The following is an 18,561-nucleotide window of genomic DNA, read 5'->3' as shown; positions in this document are numbered from 1 at the left end:
GCTGACCTTTGTTGTGATTGAAGGGTAATGATCCTTTGGCTCACGCCATTGCAGAAAGCCAAAATTACAGAACGCCGATTCTGGTTGTTCTCTGTTCCCAACGGGGATCATGCCGACGCGCTAATACAGTTCGGGTCGCTTCGAATGAGCGCCCAAGGTCGGAAACAACGATAATTGAGCACTTCACCTGATTTGAGGCAGTTAACTCGATAGTAATTCGGGCGTCTACAACCCAATCGGGTAGCAATCTGTAGTTCGCAATTAGGGTATTAAGCATTGCGACGAAGCGACAAGATACTTCAGCGAATTGAAGTATACTCTTGGCACTCGCCTCGCCCATCAGAGGAATAATCAGCGCGCCTTCGCCTTCATCCTCGATCCAGCTTTTCAACTGACCAAGAGCCCAGTATCCGCGAAGATCGTTGTTACGGCTGCTAAACGCTAACAGCATATCATGACAAATGCCGCGAAGCTCAGTGCGTCTCGCCATTCTCTAATACGCTCCTCAAATCAATCACCATCTATATTTACAACATCCCGCCGCCATCCAAGGGCGACTTATTCAACAATGCGACACCCCTCCTCACTCCCCCACGCCCGCCAAATACTCCATCAGCGCAGGTCTAATCGTCTCCGCCCCCGCATCCCGCGCCCGATCAATCACTGCCCGCGCCTCGCTCAAATCCACCCGGCGTAGCAGCGCCTTGACTGGCCCAATCGAGGCTGGCCGCATCGACAGGTTCCGCAGCCCAATCGCTGCAAACGCCAACGCCTCTATCGGACGCCCGGCATCCTCGCCGCAAAACGACAGCTTGGTGCCGGCCTTGGCACAGCGCGCGATCACCACTTCCAGAAACGTCAGGAACGAGGCGTTCAGCGAGTCATAGCGCTTCCGAACCCGCTCGTTTTCCCGGTCCGCTGCGAAGAAGAACTGTTTCAGATCGTTGCCGCCAATCGACACAAAATCCGCCATCTCAAAAAACGCATCCGGCGCGTAGGCGAGGCTTGGCGTCTCCAGCATCGCCCCCACCTCCAGCGCCGCTGGCACCGCATGGCCCAAGGATTTCTCACGGTGCAATTCGCGCAACACATGCGCGCGGGCCTCGACGAACTCACCATGCTCGCTGACAAACGGGAACATGATCGCCAACGGCCGCCCCGCCGAAGCCCGGATCAACGCCTGCAACTGCATCCGCAGCACACCGGGTTTGTCCAATCCCACCCGGATCGCCCGCCACCCCATCGCCGGGTTCGGCTCATCCTGCGGCTTCATGTAGGGCAGCACCTTGTCCGAGCCGATATCCAGCGTGCGAAACGCCACCGGACGGCCCTGCGCGGCTTCAATCACACGGCTATAAAGCGTCACCAATTCCTGACGCCGTGGCATGTAATTGCGCACCAGAAACTGCAATTCAGTGCGGAACAAGCCAACGCCTTCCGCCCCCGAGCCGACCAAAGACGGCAAATCCGCCATCAAACCGGCGTTCATATGCAGCCCGATTGTCACGCCGTCCTTGGTGGTCGCAGGCAGATCGCGCAGCGAGGCATAACGCTCCATCGCCTTGGCCTGCATGGCAATTTTGTCGCGGAAGCTGCGCGCCACGGTATCCTCTGGTCGCAGATGCACGATGCCCTGATCGCCGTCCACCAAGATCGCATCGCCGTTCAACGCCTCATTGGTGATGCGTTCGGCATGAATGACCATCGGTATCGCCAAGGCTCGCGCCACGATGGCGGCATGGCTGCCAACCGAGCCTTCCTCCAGCACGACGCCCTTCAACTTGCGACCATATTCCAGCAATTCCGCAGGCCCGATGTTGCGCGCGATCAGCACCGGATTTTCCGGCATCTCCGCCCCGGTATCCTTGCCTTGCCCGGTCAAAATCCGCAGCAATCGGTTCGAGAGATCATCGAGATCATGCAACCGCTCACGCAGATACGCATCCGGCACTTGGCTTAACCGCGCCCGCGTCGCCGATTGCTCTTTCTCCACCGCCGCTTCCGCCGACAGACCCGAGGAGATATCCTCCTCCATCCGCCGCAACCAACCGCGCGAATGCGCGAACATCCGGTAAGCCTCCAGCACCGCCTTTTGGTCTTTGTCGAGGCTTTCCGCCGACAACAGATCGTCCACCGACACCCGCAGAACGCCCACCGCCTCGCGGATGCGGTCAATCTCGGTCAACGGATCATCCGCCACCGGATTGGTCACCACCACGCGCGGCTCATGCAGCCAAACCCGACCCTCCGACGCACCCTCTTGCCCGCTCGACCCACGGAACAGCACCGGCTGCTTGTGCAACCGCCCCATGCCGCCGCCGCCCTCGCCCGAGAACGCGCCAAGCTCGGTCATCTCGGCCAACACCATCGCCACCACTTCCAGCGCGTAAATCTCGTCTTCCGAATAAGCCCGCGCCTGCTTTGACTGCACCACCAGCACGCCGAGCTTTTCGCCAACGCGCTGAATAGGCACACCGAGGAAAGCCGAATACAGCTCCTCGCCCGTCTCCGGCATGAACCGAAAACCTTTTTCAGACGGCGCATCGGCGGTGTTTACCGGCAGCCCCGTCCGCGCCACACGCCCCACCAAACCTTCGCCCAGCTTCATGCGTGTCTGATGCACAGCGGCCTTCTTCAAGCCTTCCGTCGCACACAACTCAAGCGTCTCCTCGTCGCGGAACAGGTAGATCGAGCACACCTCGGTGCCAATCGAATCCGCGATCAGATGGGTGATCTGGTCAAGACGGTCCTGACCCTTCGCCTTCGCACCCAGCACATCGCGCAGGCGGCGGAGGAGTTTTCGGCTGTCACTGTCACTGCGCTCTGGCATAATGTCTGATCCAAAAAGGCGTTCTGCCCTCTATAGGCGAGTTATGCGATAAATGGCAGTAGGGAAACCTTTCAGCCGGGCTAGTTGTGCCAACCGCCGCGCAACTTAAGCGCGTTGTGCGTCATTCGGCAGCTTGCCGCTTAAATCTGCCCGATATGCGATCACAGTGATGTGAAAACAGATGAACGGGCTGCGGAACAATCCGCGCGTCCACGCTCTCGACACCCCGCGCCGCGCATGGCAGGTAAAATCATGCTGTGTATCTCCCGCCTTTTCTTGGTGCTGCTTGTGCTGACGCTCCTGCCATGGAGCAGCTTGGCGCAAGGTCTTAACGCTCCACCGCTGCATATCGTGTCAGACAGCCCGCGCCTTGATCCGCAAAGTCACAGCCCAACAACATCCTCGGCCCAGCCTCACAAAACCTATGTCGCAGCGATCAAGCGCTGCAAAGGCCCGATCCTGCGCGGCACCCCCTGCGATCCCGTGCTCGCCGTCCTGCCTGCCGAGATGGAAATCGCCTTTGCCAGCCGCGCAACTCTGCTGCAAAGCCTGCGGTGGTCCCGCCTGAAAGGCCACCACCCGCCGCAGTCGATTGGTCCGCCCAGACGCGTCTGAACGCCACCGCACTCCAGTGCCTTGACCTTTAGCCCTTAGGATATCCCATGTTGACCAGACGCGCCTTTATGGCAGCGGCCTCTGCCGCATCGCTTTCCGCCTGTGCCGCCGCCAAACCACCCGAAGCGGCCCCCGCACCACCGCCCCCAATGCCCGCCCATTATGGCGCGATTTATACCGAGCCTCACCCCGTTCCAGCCATCCCCGATGGTGTGGTCGCTGAGAACCTGTGGCGGCAAGAGGTTGCGAACCCGTTCCCGTTCGAATCTGCGGGCACCATCATCGTCGATCCCGACGCTGCCTTCTTGCACCTTGTCACCGCACCCGGCCGCGCTTTGCGCTACGGTGTCAGCGTCGGTGCTGCGGGTTATGGCTGGAATGGCACGGCGCGGATGCAGTTTCGCCGCAAATGGCCGATCTGGAAAGCCCCGGATGAGATGGTCGCCCGCCGCCCCGAATTTGCGCCCTATTCCGTAGCGAACGGCGGAATGCCCGGCGGCCCCGGCAACCCACTCGGAGCCCGCGCGCTGTATTTGTTTCAAGACGGTAAGGACACGCTCTACCGCATCCACGGCGCCTGTGAGCCGAAATATCTCGGCAAAGCAGTGTCTTCCGGCTGCATCCGTATGCTCGATCAAGACGTCATTGACCTGCACGACCGCGTGCAAGATGGCTGCAAAGTGGTGGTGCTCGCGTCTATCGGCCACGCGCAGTTTGAAGCACCTTACTGACAGCTGAGAAAGCGGGCCATCGCTTGCGCCGCTCTGCGCACAACCGTTGCGCTGCCCCCGCGATTGCCAAGGCGGGGGCAGACATCGCCCGGTTCAGCCGCTGTGATACCGCGAAGCCGGGGTGCCGCTTTGACTGGCTGCAAACAGCGGCAAACGGGCGGCTTCAAAGCTGTCCCACAGGGTGGCATCCTCGACCGAAGGCAAGGTCACACTTTCGCCTGCGTCAAAGCCGGACAGCGCGGCGTCCACCAGATTTTGCGTCGTCATCACGAATTCAGACGGCACCGAGGCGATATCAAAGCCGGAAAGATCGTAGATTTCAGTGCCAACAGCCGCAGGCAGCACTGCCTGCACCCGAATGCCACTGCCAGCAACCTCCTCGGCGATGCCCCGGCTGAACGCCAGCATATAGGCTTTCGTACCAGAATAAACCGTGGTTCCGGGATAGGTGTGCAGCGCCACAGCCGAGGCGATGTTGATGATCGCCCCCGCCCCGCGCGCCAGAAAACCGGGCAGGACTGCGTGAGTCAACCGCGTCGGGGCGACAATGTTCAGCGACAGTTGGGCGGCAATATCACCGGCGGACATCGCGCCAAAACCACCGATGCGGGCAAGCCCTGCGTTGTTGACCAGCAGGGCGATGCTGGGGTCATCGGCCAGCAAACTTTCCACCGCTGACAGTCCGGCTTCGGTGGTCAGATCGGCGATCTGAATGCGCGCGCTGGCCCCATGCGCCTTGAGGTCTTCGGCCAAAGCCGCCAGCCGATCGCCGCGCCGGGCGACCAAAATCAGATCATAGCCGCGCGCCGCAAGGCGGTCAGCATATACCGCGCCGATGCCGGAAGAAGCTCCGGTAATCAGCGCGACCGGGCGGGACGGGGTTGCATTAGGGAGAGCTGTCATTGGATTTATCCTATTAGTTGAGAACTCAGGTAATGCAGCTCAGCTTGGGGGATTGTCAATGCCTGACCGCTCAAGTATTTTCACACAATGACGGATGACCACACCCAGTCCAGCAGCGAGGCCGCCCTGCATTCCGGCTGTTTGAACACCATGTTGCGGACAGCCGCGCGCCGGGTGACGCTGTTTTATGATGCCGAAATGCTGCCTGCGGGCCTAAGCTCGGCGCAAGCACGGCTGGTGGCGGTGGTGGCCGAGCTGGATGATGCGCAGGGGCAGGGGCCGCTGTTGCAAGCGGTGGCGGCCAAGCTTGGGCTTGAGGTTTCGGCGCTGACCCACGCACTGCGCCCACTGATCCGCGATGGTGTGTTGACGGTGACGCAAGGGCAAAAAGACGGACGTACCCGCCATGCCCGTCTGACCGCCGATGGCGCGGCGCGGCTGGACAAGGTATTTGCGCTTTATGCTGAAGCCAATCGGCAGATTGATGCGGTGCTTGGTGCCGATCAAGCCGCCGAGCTGCGCCGTTTGGCCGGGCTGGTGCTGGCCGCAGATTTGGGCAGCGCGGGCGCTTGACAGAATTATCTGCCAAAGTCAGGCTTGCTGAACGGCTTCGCAGCGCAACAAGCGGCAGCAGCAAAAACCTTAAAGCGCCGCAGCGATGAACGACGCGCTCAACCTCGTAGGCCGCCTGCTGATCGCGCTGCTGTTTCTTGGCGGTGCGGCGCAAAAACTTGGCGACCCCACCCCAGTCAGCGATATGATCGCCTCCATCGGCCTGCCGCTATGGCTGGTCTGGCCGGTGGCCGCCTTCAACCTGATCGCCGCCCTCGGCCTGATCTTCGGCCCCAAAGTCCGCACATGGGCGCTGATCCTCGCGGCCTATTGCATCTTCACCAGCTATTTCCACTACCAACTGCGCGCCGACCCGTGGCAGGTGACGATCATGGTGAAAAACTGGTCCATCGCCGGCGGATTGTTGATCTTGGCAGCACAGGGGCCGGGTCGGTATGTCTGGCGGTGAATGTCAGACCGCCGATTTCCAACTTCCCAAGCAAACAACCCGCCCGGAATCAAGGCGCGAATGCGCCGCCGGGCAGCGCCCGATCGCCCCCTCGGGCGGGCGCTTCTGCGCTGTCCCGCTTAGAACTTCCGTGGGATTTGCTGACCTATAAATTGCTTAGAACCTCTGTGGCTCGCCCACCCGGCGATCATGCACCGCCCTTTGATGCTCATCGCAGCGCCATTTCCAACGCCGCCTCACAATGGATGACCAGCGTATCAAACACCGGCACACTGACATTGCCCGCATTCAGCAGCATCCCGATCTCGGTGCAACCAAGGATCAAACAATCCGCCCCCGCCACAACCAACCGCCCCGCAATCGCCTCATAGGCGCTCCGGCTCGCATCGGTAATAATATCCCGGCACAACTCATCATAGATAATCCGATGCGTCTCAGCCCGATCCTCAGCCCCCGGCACCACCTGAGCCAACCCCGCCGACCGCAAACGATCCGTGTAGAAACTCTGCTCCATGGTGAACGCGGTAGCCATCAGCCCCGGCTTACGAAACCCAGCCGCCCTGATCGCCTCTGCCGTCACGTCCGCAATATGCAGCAACGGGATCGTCACCCCTGCCATCATCGGCTCCACCAACTTGTGCATGGTGTTGGCCGCCAAAACCAACACCTCTGCCCCTCCGCGCTGCAAAGCCTGCGCTTCGGTGTTCAGCAAAGCCGCCGCCGCATCCCAATCACCATCAGCTTGCCACGCCGCAATCGGCGCGAAATCCAGCGAGCGGATCAGCAGTTGCGGCGAGTGTAACCCACCCAACCGCGCCCGCGTCAGATCACAAAGCGTGCGGTAATAGGTCATGGTTGAGGCCGCCGACATGCCGCCCAAAATGCCGATGGTTTTCATGCCCGCTCCCTTTGCCCCATAGTTAACGCCATCCTAACGAAAAACCTAACGCATTGATCTCAAACACCCCAACACCCTGTCCACACGTGGCATCCATAGAAAAACGCCGAGCAGCCAAGCCACCCGGCGTCAAATCCCCAGCGGAAAAACCCTCGCTTAAGCTTTCTCAAGCTCAAAGGCATCATGCAAAGCCTGCACCGCAAGCTCCATATATTTCCGGTCGATCAGGACTGAGATCTTAATCTCAGACGTCGCGATCACCTTGATATTGACGTTCTCTTTCGACAAAGCCTTGAACATCGTCGCCGCCACTCCGGCATGAGACCGCATCCCGATCCCCACCACGGAAATCTTGGCAACATCGCTGTCCACCACGATCCCATCATAGCTGATCGTCCCGGAAGCGACGGCATCCTCCATCGCTTTCTGAGCCCGCGCGATCTGATTGACCGGACACGAGAACGTCATATCCGTCGTCGCCCCCTTGACGCTGCCCGCCTCAACTTCCGAGATGTTCTGCACGATCATATCGACATTGACGCCAGCCTCAGCCAGCGGCCCAAAGATCGCCGCCGCAATGCCGGGCCGATCCTCAACCCGCACCAGCGTCACCTTGGCCTCATCGCGCGAATAAGCCACGCCCGACACAACTTTCGATTCCATAATCTCATCCTCGTCGCAGACCAGCGTTCCAGAGTTCTCATCGGTGTCCTCAAACGAGGACAACACCCGCAGCCGCACCTTATACCGCATCGCCAATTCCACCGAGCGGGTTTGCAGCACTTTCGCGCCCAAGGATGCCAATTCCAGCATTTCCTCAAACGCGATCTTGTCCAGCTTGCGCGCTTTATTGGTGATGCGCGGGTCAGTCGTGTAAACCCCGTCCACATCCGTATAGATATCGCACCGCTCCGCCGCAAAAGCCGCCGCGAAAGCCACGGCTGTCGTATCGGACCCGCCACGGCCCAAAGTCGTCACGCGACCCTCAGCCGACACGCCCTGAAAGCCCGCGACCACGGCCACCTTAAAGCCCTCAGCAAACTTCGCGTCGATATTCTCGCGCGGAATAGACATGAAACGAGCACTCGAATGCGCCGAAGTCGTGTTGATCGGCACCTGCCAACCCTGCCAAGACCGCGCCGCGATCCCCATCTCCTGCAACCGCAAAGCCATCAGGCCAGCCGTGACATTCTCACCGCTCGACACCACCGCATCATATTCGCGGGCATCATAAAGCTTAGAGGTGCCCTCGACGTAAGCCACCATCTTATTGGTCTCACCCGACATAGCCGAGACGATGACGATCACGTCATAGCCGCGCTCGACCTCAGCCTGCACCTTCTTCGCGGCGTTTTCGATCCGTGCCAGATCGGCCACCGAGGTGCCGCCAAATTTCATCACGAGAAGCGGCATCCGCCATCCTTCGTCAAAACGTTATCGCGGGGTGTCTAGCAGGAACCCGCACGGGTGCAAGAGGGGCGGGCCTTGCCACCCGTCTGGAACGTTCTTCATTTACGAGACAAGCTCGAAACTCGCTTAAAGTGCGCGCCAGCCGATATCCGAGCGGCAGAAACCTTCCGGCCAGAGCAGCAAGTCAATCATCGCATAAGCCCGATTGCGCGCATCGGCCAAGGTATCGCCCCGCGCGGTGATGTTCAGAACACGGCCACCGTTGGCTACGATCTGACCGTCCTTCATCGCCGTGCCCGCATGGAACGCCATATGACGGCTGTCTTCCGGCATCCGATCCAGCCCGTCGATCACCGAGCCTTTCGCGTATGCCCCCGGATAACCCTTCGACGCCATTACCACGGTAATCGCGTGGTCATCCGCCCAATTCACCTGCGCCTGATCTAACCGCCCCTCGGCGCAAGCCAGCAGCAAATCCAACGCCTGCGCACCCAGACGCATCATCAAAACTTGCGTCTCCGGGTCGCCAAACCGCGCATTGTATTCGACCAGCCGCCCCTGACCGTCCTTGATCATCAGCCCCGCATACAGCACGCCCTGATACGGAGTGCCGCGCCGCGCCATCTCGGCAATCGTCGGCAAAACGATTTCATTCATCGCGCGCTGGGCAATCGCGTCGGTCAGCACCGGGGCAGGGGAATACGCCCCCATCCCGCCAGTATTCGGCCCGGTATCGCCATCTCCCACCCGTTTATGGTCCTGCGCGGTGCCAATCGGCAGGGCATGGACGCCATCGGTCAGGATGAAGAAACTGGCTTCCTCACCCGTCATAAACTCCTCAATCACCACTTCCGCACCAGCCGCCCCAAACTCACCGCCGAACATGTCGTCAATCGCATCCAAAGCCTCCGCCTCGGTCATCGCGACAATAACGCCCTTGCCAGCCGCCAGCCCATCGGCCTTCACCACAATCGGCGCCCCCTGCGCCCGGATATATTCCTTCGCCGGACCCGCTTCAGTGAACCGAGCATAAGCCGCCGTAGGCGCGCCACAAGCATCGCAAATCTCTTTGGTGAACGCCTTCGATGCCTCCAGCTTTGCAGCTTGCGCACTCGGCCCAAAGGTCAAAAACCCCGCCGCCCGCACCGCATCCGCCACCCCGGCAGCCAGCGGAGCCTCCGGCCCGATGATCACAAAATCAATCGCATTCACTTCGCAAAACGCCACCACAGCCGCGCCATCGAGAATGTCAAAATCCGCACATTCCGCCAGCATCGCAATGCCCGCATTGCCCGGTGCCACAATCAGCCGATCGGTCTTAGGGTTCTGCTTCACCGCCCAAGCCAAAGCATGTTCCCGCCCGCCCGAGCCAAGAATAAGGATGTTCATGCGCGCCTCCGGCTTGGCTTGTGGATGCAGGCTTCATAGGATGGTGCTTGCGGTTGAACAAGTGCGGCGATGTGCGAGGTGGCAATGCAGGACGAAAATCTGTGGCACGAGATCCAGACAGCTTTAAGCGCCCTTGCCACCGCGGACCTAACCCTTGAGTGGGCGATAACCGAGAGTCTTCGCAAAACTTTCGGGTTTAGCAAAGATCGTTGTGCCATAGTGATGCTTGAATACCGTAAGTTTCGGTATCTGCTCGATATTGCCGAAGGCCCGATATTACCTTCTCCACTCATCGCGTTCGTCCAATTGCGCGACACCCCCAGTTCAAGCGCGTTCGCTGAGATCAAACGTTGGTCGGTTCGTGCGTCAACACCGTTTAGGGGCTCACTGTCTTTTGTCTACAACCCGGCTTACCAGCGCGCGGTTGATTTGTATCAGCAGGAGTTCGGCGCTGTTCCAACGCGAAAGATTTGGCCAACACGTTTGCAGGCACTTCGCAGAAACCAAGCTTTTATGGCATTGGGACTCGGGATCGCAATGGTGGCTATGGGTGATTGGATGCAGTCTGGTGCCGCGTCAATCTCGGCATTGTCTTGTTTTTTCTGGCATTCGCTTCGGTCATTTTCTTTGGCGGCCATTGGGGCGAACCGCGAGGCGATGCCTAAACGAGCGTTCACGACTTTTCTATGCTCCGATTTCATGCCAAACTTCGCAAATGACCGACCTGTTCGAAGACACCCCCGCGCCGTCCAATTCCCCGGAATTCACCGTCTCCGAACTCGCGGGAGCGGTGAAGAAGGTGATTGAGGGCGAGTTCGGCCTCGTCCGCGTGCGCGGCGAAGTCGGCCGTATCAGCCGCCCCGCCTCAGGCCACCTCTATTTCGCCCTCAAAGATGACCGCGCCTCGTTGGATGCCGTCAGCTGGAAAGGCCAAGTCGCGAAAATGCAGGTCCGCCCCGAGGAAGGCATGGAGGTGATCGCCACCGGGCGCATGACCACTTTCCCCGGCCAGTCGAAATACCAACTGATCGTCGATGATGTCGCCCCCGCAGGTGCAGGCGCGTTGATGGCGATGCTAGAGAAACGCAAGGCCGCGCTGGGCTTAGAGGGTCTGTTCGATCCCGCCCGCAAAAAGCCGATCCCCTACCTGCCACACGTCATTGGCGTCGTAACCTCCCCCAGCGGCGCGGTAATCCGCGACATCCTGCACCGCCTGCGCGACCGCTTCCCGCGTCATGTGCTGATCTGGCCCGTCGCCGTGCAGGGCCAGAACTGCGCCGCCGAAGTCGCCGCCGCCATCAAAGGCTTCAACGCGCTAACCCCCGGCGGCCCAATCCCGCGCCCCGACCTGATCATCGTCGCAAGAGGAGGCGGCTCCCTAGAAGATCTCTGGGGCTTCAACGAAGAAATCGTCGTCCGCGCCGCCGCCGCCTCCCAGATCCCCTTAATATCCGCCGTCGGCCATGAAACCGACACCACCCTGATCGACTACGCATCCGACCTGCGCGCCCCCACCCCCACCGCCGCCGCCGAGCTCGCCGTGCCAGTGCGCCTCGACCTGATCGCCACGCTGGATGCCCTAACCGCCCGCCAGTCGCGCGGAATAGCGCAAACGCTGCAACGCCGCGACCAACGCCTGCGCGACCTCACCCGAGCACTCCCCCGACTGGAAACCCTACTCGCCACCCCCCGCCAACGCCTTGATACCGCTGGACAACGTCTTGGCGGAGCACTCGGCATGGCGGCGTCCAAAAAGCGCGGCACCTACGCCCACATCGCCTCGCGTCTGCGCCCCGAAGCCTTGCTCACCCTGATCGCCCGCCGCCGCGAGGCGCTGAACAATACTCAGTTGCGCCTCAACGACCGCACCACCCGCGCCACCGAGCGCAAACACGCAAGTTTCGACAAATGGGCCTCGCGCCTCGCCCCCGCGCTGACCCGCCTGATCGGTGACTCCGCGCGTAAAACCAACGAAGGCCATGCCAAACTGGCGCTGCTCGACACCCGCCTGCAAGCCGCTCCCGCCCGCCGCTTCGCTGCCCTTACCCAACGCCTCGACGCGCTCGACCGCACCCGCACCACCTTAGGCTATACCGAGACGCTGCAACGCGGTTACGCCGTCGTGCGCGGTGATGGCAACGTTATCACCAACAAAGCCGCCGCCGAAAAATCCCAGACGCTGGAAATCGAATTCGCCGACGGTCGTCTCAGCCTCGGCCCTCGGCCCGCGAAAAAGCCAAAATCCGGCGGTCCCGAGCAGGGCAGCTTGTTCTAAAACGTAATTCCCCAAATGCGACGGCCGCTCACCCGACTCACATCTGCGCAAACCACAAACACCAAGCGCCGCAAATTTGCCGAACCAGCGCGACAAATCACCCCGCCCCGATATTTCACCTATTCATAAATATCCCCGCCGGAGGCTCCACCATCCCGCCAAACCCAACGCTCAAAATTATCCCCCGGCAGCGCCGCCGAGCGGTGGCTCGATGCCACCCGAGGCGGCCCTACCATCAATCACACCCCAACCTGCGGCCCCATACATGCCATCGGCCCGCTGCTTTGCGCTATTTCCGATAAATCGGCCCCGCCGCCGTCGCCAGTAAACAGCGCGCTCATCCCGGCTTTGCCCATGAAAAACATCCAGCATTGCGGATCATTCGGGTCTTCGTAGACAAAGCAAATCTCCGGCCCGCTTTCATACCAATAGCCCTCGCGGCATTCATCCTCGGTGAACGCCCAGATGACTTTGCGCCCAGCTTTATACTGTTCGGTGCCATAGATCGTGCCGCCCAAAGCATAGGTCAACGTCTTGCCGGTGACATAGGCTTCAAATTCGGCACCGGTCATGGGCGGGCTGGGGGGTGTCACCATTGGCGTATCCGCTTGCGCAGAAGCCGCGCAAAGCACGGCTACCAAAGATAGGGCAGGGGCAATTCTAAGTCGCATGATAATCTCCATCGCGACGATTTTGCACGCAGGCTGGATAAAATGCCAGTGACAGCTTTGTGTAAGGCTCGGGCGGGCAGGGTCCGCGCCTCAGCGCCAGCGGTTCAAATGTGGACGAATGGCGCGCTTCCACAACGGCGGATAAAGCGCGATCATGCAGGCCAGCGGCAGTGGCCACGGCAGCCGAGGCGCATCGGCAACCTCTGGCAGTCGCAACGCCGGATAAGGCCGCGCCGGATGCGCATGGTGATCCGAGTGCCGCGGCGCGTTCAGCATGAAGGCCGACGAAAACCAATGCCCGGCGTTCCAGCTGTGGCGCGCTGATACCGGCTCCAACCGCCCATCCGCCCGGACCGCCCGCACCAGCCCATAATGCTGTACATAATCCGACAGCATCAACTGGCTCTGCGCATGTGCCGCGAGCGCCGCCCAAGCCAAAGCCCCCCAAATCCCGGCAATCGCAAATCCCAAGCCCAAGCAGACCACCGCCATGCCGATATAAAACGCGTAGGGATGCAGCCCCGCCTTACCGCGAACACGCAACGCATCCTCCGCCGCCCAACCGCGCCGAAAACTTCCCAACCAAGCCCGGATCAGAAACGCATAATAGCCCTCACCGGACCGCCCGGTATTGGGGTCTTCGGCACTCGCCGCATGGCGATGATGCACCAAGCGATGCGCTGAGGTGTGGTGGCCAAACAGCAGCCAACAATACACCAGCGCGCCCAGCCGAAACAGCCCCCGCCCCGGCCGGTGGATCAGCTAATGCGCCGCCGGGTTCGCCACTTGGCCAAACCACAGCCCCGCGCCCATGAACACCGCAACCCGCGCCCAGACCGAAAGCCCACTGTCGCCCGCAACAGCCCAGACAGCCGCCGGCATCAAAGCCAGCGCCCCCACAGCCAACACCACCAACAGCGCATCCGCCGCTGGAAACTCCGCCCCCTCCGCCGCATCTTCCAAAAACCAGCCGCTAATCTGATCCAACACCGCCGCGAACGCCGTCATATAGGCAAGGGCGGCAAAGCCCCACCATCCGCCCCAAACAATCCCCGCGCCAAACAGCGCAAGCGGCAGCAAAGACGCCAACGCAAACAGCGCCACTGGCAACGAACGAGAGGTTACAGCTTCCATGCCCCTATTCTACCATGAGAAATCGCAAGGGCCAGAGCAGGTTATGCCAATCCCGCCGCGCGGCCCTTCCAAAGCCTTGCTAAATTGACTAGGTGAGGGAAACCCCATTGCCTCAGCCGGAGCCGCCATGTCCTTCTTCAAAAAGCTGAAAGACCGGATGTTCCGCTCCTCCGACAAGATCGGTGAGGGGCTGGAGGCTTTGGTCGCCGATCCCTCCACCACGCCGGAAACTGCCCCCGAACCCGAGGCGAAACCCGGCCTGCTCTCGCGTCTGATCGGCCGCAGCGACGAGCCCCGCCGCCTGCTTGATGACGCCATGCTGGAGAGTCTTGAGGAGTTGCTGATTACCGCCGACATGGGCGTTGATACCTCCACCCGCGTCACCGCCAATATCGCCGAGGGCCGCTTCGGCAAACGTATCTCAACTTCCGAACTCCGCGACGCCCTCGCCACCGAAATCGCCCGCATCATGGCCCCAGTCGCCCGCCCGCTGCCGCTTTACCCGCAAAAACCGCAAGTTGTGCTGGTGGTCGGCGTCAACGGCTCCGGCAAAACCACCACCATCGGCAAACTCGCTTCGCAGTTCAAAGCCGCTGGCAAATCCGTGGTCATCGCCGCCGGAGACACCTTCCGCGCCGCAGCTGTTGAGCAGTTGCAAGTCTGGGGCACCCGCGCAGGCGTGCCCGTGCTGACCGCCCCCGAAGGCTCCGACCCCGCCAGCCTTGCCTTCGACGCCCTCACCAAAGCCCAAGCCGACGGCGCGGATCTGCTACTCATCGACACCGCAGGCCGCCTGCAAAACCGTCAGGATCTTATGGAGGAACTGTCCAAAATCGTCCGCGTCATTCGCAAGAAAGACCCGACGGCCCCGCACAACACCATCCTCGTGCTCGACGCCACCACCGGCCAAAACGCCATCAACCAGGTTGAAATCTTCCGCAAGATCGCCAACGTCACCGGCTTGGTAATGACCAAACTAGACGGCACCGCCAAAGGTGGCGTCCTCGTCGCTCTCGCAGACAAGTTTGGCCTGCCGATCCACGCCATCGGCATCGGCGAACAAATCGACGACCTCGCCCCGTTCGACCCCGACGAATTCGCCCGCGCCTTAGTCGGTCAAGCTGATTAGCGGCCAACCGACTAGGTCATCCTCTCTGCCCAAATATCCCGGGGTCCGGGGCTGGCCCCGGCGGCTCGCCGCAAGCGCCGTGTCAGTATCAAATCGAATCGACAACCACGCGATCTCGCCAGAAACCTCACCGATGTCCGCATTGATCGGCTGGCTTGTGCTGGGCGGTAACGTCTGGCTTGTCCGCACTGGCTTGTCCGCACTGGCCTGATGGCGCTGATTGCGTTAGGAGCAGCGGTGATTGAAACGTGCGGGGTGAGGCAATGGCCGCGACAACGACAAAAGCGAAACTGAATCCAATGGTCAAACTGAGCTTGGAACTCGGGCCGATCATCCTGTTCTTCGCGGGCTTCCGCTTTGTCAAAGACAAAACCTACCACATCTTCGGCACCGATTACTCCGGCTTCATCCTGATGACCGCGATTTTCGTGCTCTTGATCATCGCAACCACCGCGATCTTATGGAAACTCACCGGCACGCTGTCCAAAATGCAAGTGATGACACTTATCCTCGTGATCGTCATGGGCGGGCTGTCGGTCTGGCTGAAGGATGAGCGATTCATCAAAATGAAGCCCACACTACTTTACCTCGCATTCGGCATCATCCTGAGCATCGGCCTATTGCGCGGTCAATCCTACCTGAAACTGGTGATGGAAGAAGCCCTGCCGCTGCACCCCGAGGGCTGGATGATCCTGACCCGCCGCCTCACCGCTTTCTTCTTCGGCCTCGCCATCGCCAACGAGGTCGTCTGGCGCACCATGTCCACCGACGCCTGGGTCAACTTCAAAACCTTCGGTCTGACGGCGGCGCTGTTTCTGTTTTTCATCAGCCAGAGCGGGGTGCTCAGCCGCTACGCGATCGAGCCTGACGCAACCCCCGACAACAAATAAATCCCCGAGTCGACCGCCCCGTTACCGCCATATTTCAGCCCCAACCGGGCCCGATTGCCGCGCGAGAAAGGTGCAGTCAACCAGAGGATGCGGTATGTTGGACACCACTCTCGACATCCTAGCGCAGTTTTTCCGCAGCTTTCGCCGCACCACGCCGTTTCCTGTCGAAATCCTGCTGCCCGGTCTGCTCATCCTCTTCGCATGGCCCCTGCTGCGCATATGGCTCGACGATGCCCGCACCACCTTCATGGTGGCTTTCGTGCTTGGCATGGGTCTGCGTTTGGCGATGAAATCCCGCGTGATGATCGCCCGCACCCGTGCGCAGGTTTCGGCCCCAGTCACCGTTGCGCTGATCATGTTGGCTGGCCCCGGCGCGCTCGGCCTGCTGATCTGGTCGGCTGAACCCTTGCTGTGTCAGCGGTTTCTCAGCCTGTACTTCCTATTTGCGGCGGCACTTTACGCGATTGACGTGGTGGATGGCTCTTATGCGATCAACCGCTTCCGCTGGCCGCAACCCAACATGCGCGGCACCGATGCGGTGATGACCCGCGTGATGGTGATTTATAACCTCGCGATGGTGCTGGCAAATGAGACGCTGATCCAACAAGCCTCGCAAACCACATGGCTGCTGTATTTCGGCCTGCTGCCACTGGTGTCTAACATGATCCGCACCGCCTTGGTGCGCACCGTGCAAGAAGGCTACGGGGCAGGGGCGTAAGGCTGGAACCGAAAGGAAACTCTGCGGAGCAGAGTTTTTCGGTTCATTGCTCATAAGGCCAAGGGCCGTTGAGCAAGGGGTGATGTGCAGCAAACCAGCGTTCGCGACCCGACTTGTCTGCGGCCAAATCGGGCAAGAAAGATAGTGATGCGCCCCTGCCTATACCCGCTGCATCCGCCCCATCAACGGCCACTGCCACCCGGCCAGCAACCTTGACCACCTCGGATCACGCCGCTCTGGCAACGCCTCGCGCAGCGCCTGAACCGACAAACTGCCGTCCAAAATCGCCTGATACAGCCCCAACGCTCCCGGCCGCAGATACGGCGACCAATGGCTGATCCGCGCCGGAGCGTCGGGCAAATCATGCCCCAACCGCGCCAGTGCCGCCAAACTCGCAGGCTGATCCAACTGCACATCCAGCCAATTCGCCGGAGTTTCGCGCAAACCCTGCCCAATCGCGGTGTCCAAACCAGCACCCGCCAACCACTCAAAAAGAAAATCGAACAGATCGTTTTCGCGCGTGGTGACATTGACCACCTGCACGCAAGCGCCAGCCGCCGAGGCCATCGCTCGCATCGCTGGCCGCCGCGTCTCTGCCGCCGCCAGCAAGATCAACCGCCGCAGATCGCCGGGGTTCGCGTAGGGCAGGGCGGCCAGTGCCACCCTTGCCCCCAAACTATGCCCAATCACATCGAACGCCCGCCCCGGATCAAGACGTTGCACCAAAGCCGCGAGTTCTGCCAAAGCCCGCCCCGCCACGCGTGCCCGCACACAAGCGCCGCGAAACCGCCCGCGCGCCTGCCAGCCTAAGCCAATCGCCAAAGCGCGACCGCCGCTTAACCCGAGATGCCGAGGCCAAGAAATCGCCGTCCAATCCTGCACAGGCGGTTGCATCGAGAAGATATGCCCGTGCGGACAATTGCCGCCTCGCGCGCCGGGCGCAAAGCGATAACCGTGGATCATCACCACAACCGGCGCACCCACAGGTAGCAGCGCCAACGCCTCGGCCAACGCGACCCGATCCACCCGCAATCCAGCACGGCCCACATCCACTCGGAAAACATTCGTCTGATCCGGCATTGTTTGCCCCCTCGTGTCGCCTAAAGGCTGCCACAAGGCTGCAACAAAGCGATGAACGCCGCGTTACAGCAGCGTAACGGTCACTTAGCGTAACGGCTACTTTTTCTTGCCCCAAAACTCCATCAGATCGAACTGAAACATGATCGTCGTAGGTTTCGTCCCGCTTTGCAAAAACTGCGACTCGGCTTCTACCGTCAGCCCCGGTATCGGCAGCGGCACTGTCACCCCCGCGCCCTCGTCCAGCAGTTTGATCTTATAGCCGTCCAACCCCGGCACCGGCAGCCACTTGTCTTTGATCAGCCCAAACGCCATCAACCGGGTGTCGCGCACCGCCAAAATCGGCGCGATAAATGCCCCGGCCACCACGACCGTGCTGGATACCATCAGCACCTTCTCACCGGTCGGAGCCACCTTTGACTCACCCTTCAACACGCCCCACTGCCGCTTGGCCTCGTCTTGCAACAACCCAACTTGCTTTTGCACAATCGGCAGCTTGTAAACCGCCTCCAGCACGTCTTTTGCCTCACCCGCATGAGGCGTCGCCGGTCCCGGATTAGGCGCAGTCGGACCAGTCCCGGCAGGAAGCGGCACCAGCCAAGCCGCAGGCGCCCCCGCCACCGGGCCAACAACCACCGGGCGCAACGTCGAAAGTTGTAGCATCGGAATAAGATCGGCCCATCGCGGAGCCAGCATTGCCTCCATCCAAGCCCTAGCGGCCATCTTCGCCTCAATATCGGCGATCATGGCTTGGGTTTCCGGCGATAGTGTCAGCTTTTCGTTCATAAGATTCAGCGGCTTCGGCTGATATCCAAATCCAGACATCGGAATCACCTATGAAAAATGTGCGTTAATGCTGCCAGCTTACCC

The 18,561-nt window shown here is 60.8% G+C and carries 20 protein-coding genes; 9 read left to right on the top strand and 11 right to left on the bottom strand.

The window, feature by feature from the left end; all coding sequences use genetic code 11:
* Positions 1-64: 64 nt before the first annotated feature.
* Positions 65-490 carry a hypothetical protein gene (locus JWS10_RS19155; protein WP_299509388.1) on the bottom strand — a complete coding sequence of 142 codons (426 nt, stop codon included), beginning with the start codon at positions 488-490 and terminating at the stop codon, positions 65-67.
* A 93-nt stretch (positions 491-583) separates the two neighbouring features.
* A complete protein-coding gene (gene ptsP, locus JWS10_RS19150; RefSeq protein ID WP_299509387.1) occupies positions 584-2,830 on the bottom strand; it encodes a phosphoenolpyruvate--protein phosphotransferase in 2,247 nt (748 codons plus the stop codon).
* A 237-nt stretch (positions 2,831-3,067) separates the two neighbouring features.
* On the opposite strand from ptsP, the gene JWS10_RS19145 reads away from it, so the two are divergent.
* Together JWS10_RS19145 and JWS10_RS19140 are read left to right on the top strand one after the other, a co-directional pair.
* Positions 3,068-3,445, top strand: coding sequence for a hypothetical protein (locus JWS10_RS19145; protein WP_299509386.1), 378 nt, complete (start codon positions 3,068-3,070; stop codon positions 3,443-3,445).
* Positions 3,446-3,492: 47 nt separating this feature from the next.
* Positions 3,493-4,176, top strand: coding sequence for a L,D-transpeptidase (locus JWS10_RS19140; protein WP_299509385.1), 684 nt, complete (start codon positions 3,493-3,495; stop codon positions 4,174-4,176).
* A 93-nt stretch (positions 4,177-4,269) separates the two neighbouring features.
* On the opposite strand, the gene JWS10_RS19135 is transcribed toward JWS10_RS19140, so the two are convergent.
* Positions 4,270-5,079, bottom strand: coding sequence for an SDR family oxidoreductase (locus tag JWS10_RS19135; RefSeq protein ID WP_299509384.1), 810 nt, complete (start codon positions 5,077-5,079; stop codon positions 4,270-4,272).
* A gap of 87 nt (positions 5,080-5,166) precedes the next feature.
* On the opposite strand from JWS10_RS19135, the gene JWS10_RS19130 reads away from it, so the two are divergent.
* Both JWS10_RS19130 and JWS10_RS19125 read left to right on the top strand, forming a co-directional pair.
* On the top strand, positions 5,167-5,652 hold the full coding sequence (locus JWS10_RS19130) for a MarR family winged helix-turn-helix transcriptional regulator (protein WP_299509383.1): 486 nt from the start codon (positions 5,167-5,169) through the stop codon (positions 5,650-5,652).
* Between the two features lie 85 nt (positions 5,653-5,737).
* Complete coding sequence (locus tag JWS10_RS19125; protein WP_299509382.1) at positions 5,738-6,100, top strand: DoxX family protein; 363 nt, start codon at positions 5,738-5,740, stop codon at positions 6,098-6,100.
* Between the two features lie 208 nt (positions 6,101-6,308).
* Here JWS10_RS19125 and JWS10_RS19120 read toward each other — a convergent pair whose 3' ends face one another.
* The 3 genes from JWS10_RS19120 to purD all read right to left on the bottom strand — a co-directional run bounded on the left by JWS10_RS19120 (position 6,309) and on the right by purD (position 9,797).
* On the bottom strand, positions 6,309-6,998 hold the full coding sequence (locus JWS10_RS19120) for an aspartate/glutamate racemase family protein (protein WP_299509381.1): 690 nt from the start codon (positions 6,996-6,998) through the stop codon (positions 6,309-6,311).
* Positions 6,999-7,154: 156 nt separating this feature from the next.
* Complete coding sequence (locus JWS10_RS19115) at positions 7,155-8,411, bottom strand: aspartate kinase (protein WP_299509380.1); 1,257 nt, start codon at positions 8,409-8,411, stop codon at positions 7,155-7,157.
* Positions 8,412-8,534: 123 nt separating this feature from the next.
* On the bottom strand, positions 8,535-9,797 hold the full coding sequence (gene purD, locus JWS10_RS19110) for a phosphoribosylamine--glycine ligase (RefSeq protein WP_299509379.1): 1,263 nt from the start codon (positions 9,795-9,797) through the stop codon (positions 8,535-8,537).
* Positions 9,798-9,881: 84 nt separating this feature from the next.
* Between purD and JWS10_RS19105 the strand changes: the two genes are divergently transcribed.
* Positions 9,882-10,604, top strand: a complete 723-nt coding sequence (locus JWS10_RS19105; protein WP_299509378.1) for a hypothetical protein — start codon at positions 9,882-9,884, stop codon at positions 10,602-10,604.
* Positions 10,513-12,072, top strand: coding sequence for an exodeoxyribonuclease VII large subunit (gene xseA, locus JWS10_RS19100; RefSeq protein WP_299509377.1), 1,560 nt, complete (start codon positions 10,513-10,515; stop codon positions 12,070-12,072). Before JWS10_RS19105 ends, xseA begins: the two co-directional genes overlap by 92 nt.
* Positions 12,073-12,311: 239 nt before the next feature.
* Here xseA and JWS10_RS19095 read toward each other — a convergent pair whose 3' ends face one another.
* The 3 genes from JWS10_RS19095 to JWS10_RS21295 form a co-directional block, all read right to left on the bottom strand.
* A complete protein-coding gene (locus JWS10_RS19095; RefSeq protein WP_299509376.1) occupies positions 12,312-12,743 on the bottom strand; it encodes a hypothetical protein in 432 nt (143 codons plus the stop codon).
* Positions 12,744-12,833: 90 nt separating this feature from the next.
* Positions 12,834-13,502, bottom strand: a complete 669-nt coding sequence (locus tag JWS10_RS21300; protein WP_366943560.1) for a fatty acid desaturase — start codon at positions 13,500-13,502, stop codon at positions 12,834-12,836.
* A 3-nt stretch (positions 13,503-13,505) separates the two neighbouring features.
* A complete protein-coding gene (locus JWS10_RS21295; protein WP_366943559.1) occupies positions 13,506-13,877 on the bottom strand; it encodes a hypothetical protein in 372 nt (123 codons plus the stop codon).
* A 127-nt stretch (positions 13,878-14,004) separates the two neighbouring features.
* Between JWS10_RS21295 and ftsY the strand changes: the two genes are divergently transcribed.
* The 3 genes from ftsY (at position 14,005) to JWS10_RS19075 (ending at position 16,614) form a co-directional block, all read left to right on the top strand.
* Positions 14,005-15,006 (top strand): signal recognition particle-docking protein FtsY, encoded by a 1,002-nt coding sequence (gene ftsY, locus JWS10_RS19085; RefSeq protein ID WP_299473736.1) that lies wholly within the window; start codon positions 14,005-14,007, stop codon positions 15,004-15,006.
* Between the two features lie 263 nt (positions 15,007-15,269).
* Entirely contained in the window at positions 15,270-15,896 is a 627-nt protein-coding gene (locus JWS10_RS19080) for an inner membrane-spanning protein YciB (RefSeq protein ID WP_299509375.1), read from the top strand.
* A gap of 94 nt (positions 15,897-15,990) precedes the next feature.
* A complete protein-coding gene (locus tag JWS10_RS19075) occupies positions 15,991-16,614 on the top strand; it encodes a hypothetical protein (RefSeq protein WP_299509374.1) in 624 nt (207 codons plus the stop codon).
* Between the two features lie 159 nt (positions 16,615-16,773).
* On the opposite strand, the gene JWS10_RS19070 is transcribed toward JWS10_RS19075, so the two are convergent.
* Both JWS10_RS19070 and JWS10_RS19065 read right to left on the bottom strand, forming a co-directional pair.
* Positions 16,774-17,694 carry an alpha/beta fold hydrolase gene (locus tag JWS10_RS19070; protein ID WP_299509373.1) on the bottom strand — a complete coding sequence of 307 codons (921 nt, stop codon included), beginning with the start codon at positions 17,692-17,694 and terminating at the stop codon, positions 16,774-16,776.
* Between the two features lie 96 nt (positions 17,695-17,790).
* Positions 17,791-18,516 (bottom strand): hypothetical protein, encoded by a 726-nt coding sequence (locus tag JWS10_RS19065; protein WP_299509372.1) that lies wholly within the window; start codon positions 18,514-18,516, stop codon positions 17,791-17,793.
* Between the last annotated feature and the right edge of the window lie 45 nt (positions 18,517-18,561).

The sequence above is a fragment of the Cypionkella sp. genome, assembly GCF_028290025.1.
Taxonomy (GTDB): domain Bacteria; phylum Pseudomonadota; class Alphaproteobacteria; order Rhodobacterales; family Rhodobacteraceae; genus Cypionkella.
The sequence above is the reverse complement of the archived record's forward strand: the minus strand, read 5'-3'. Positions and strand labels throughout refer to the sequence as shown.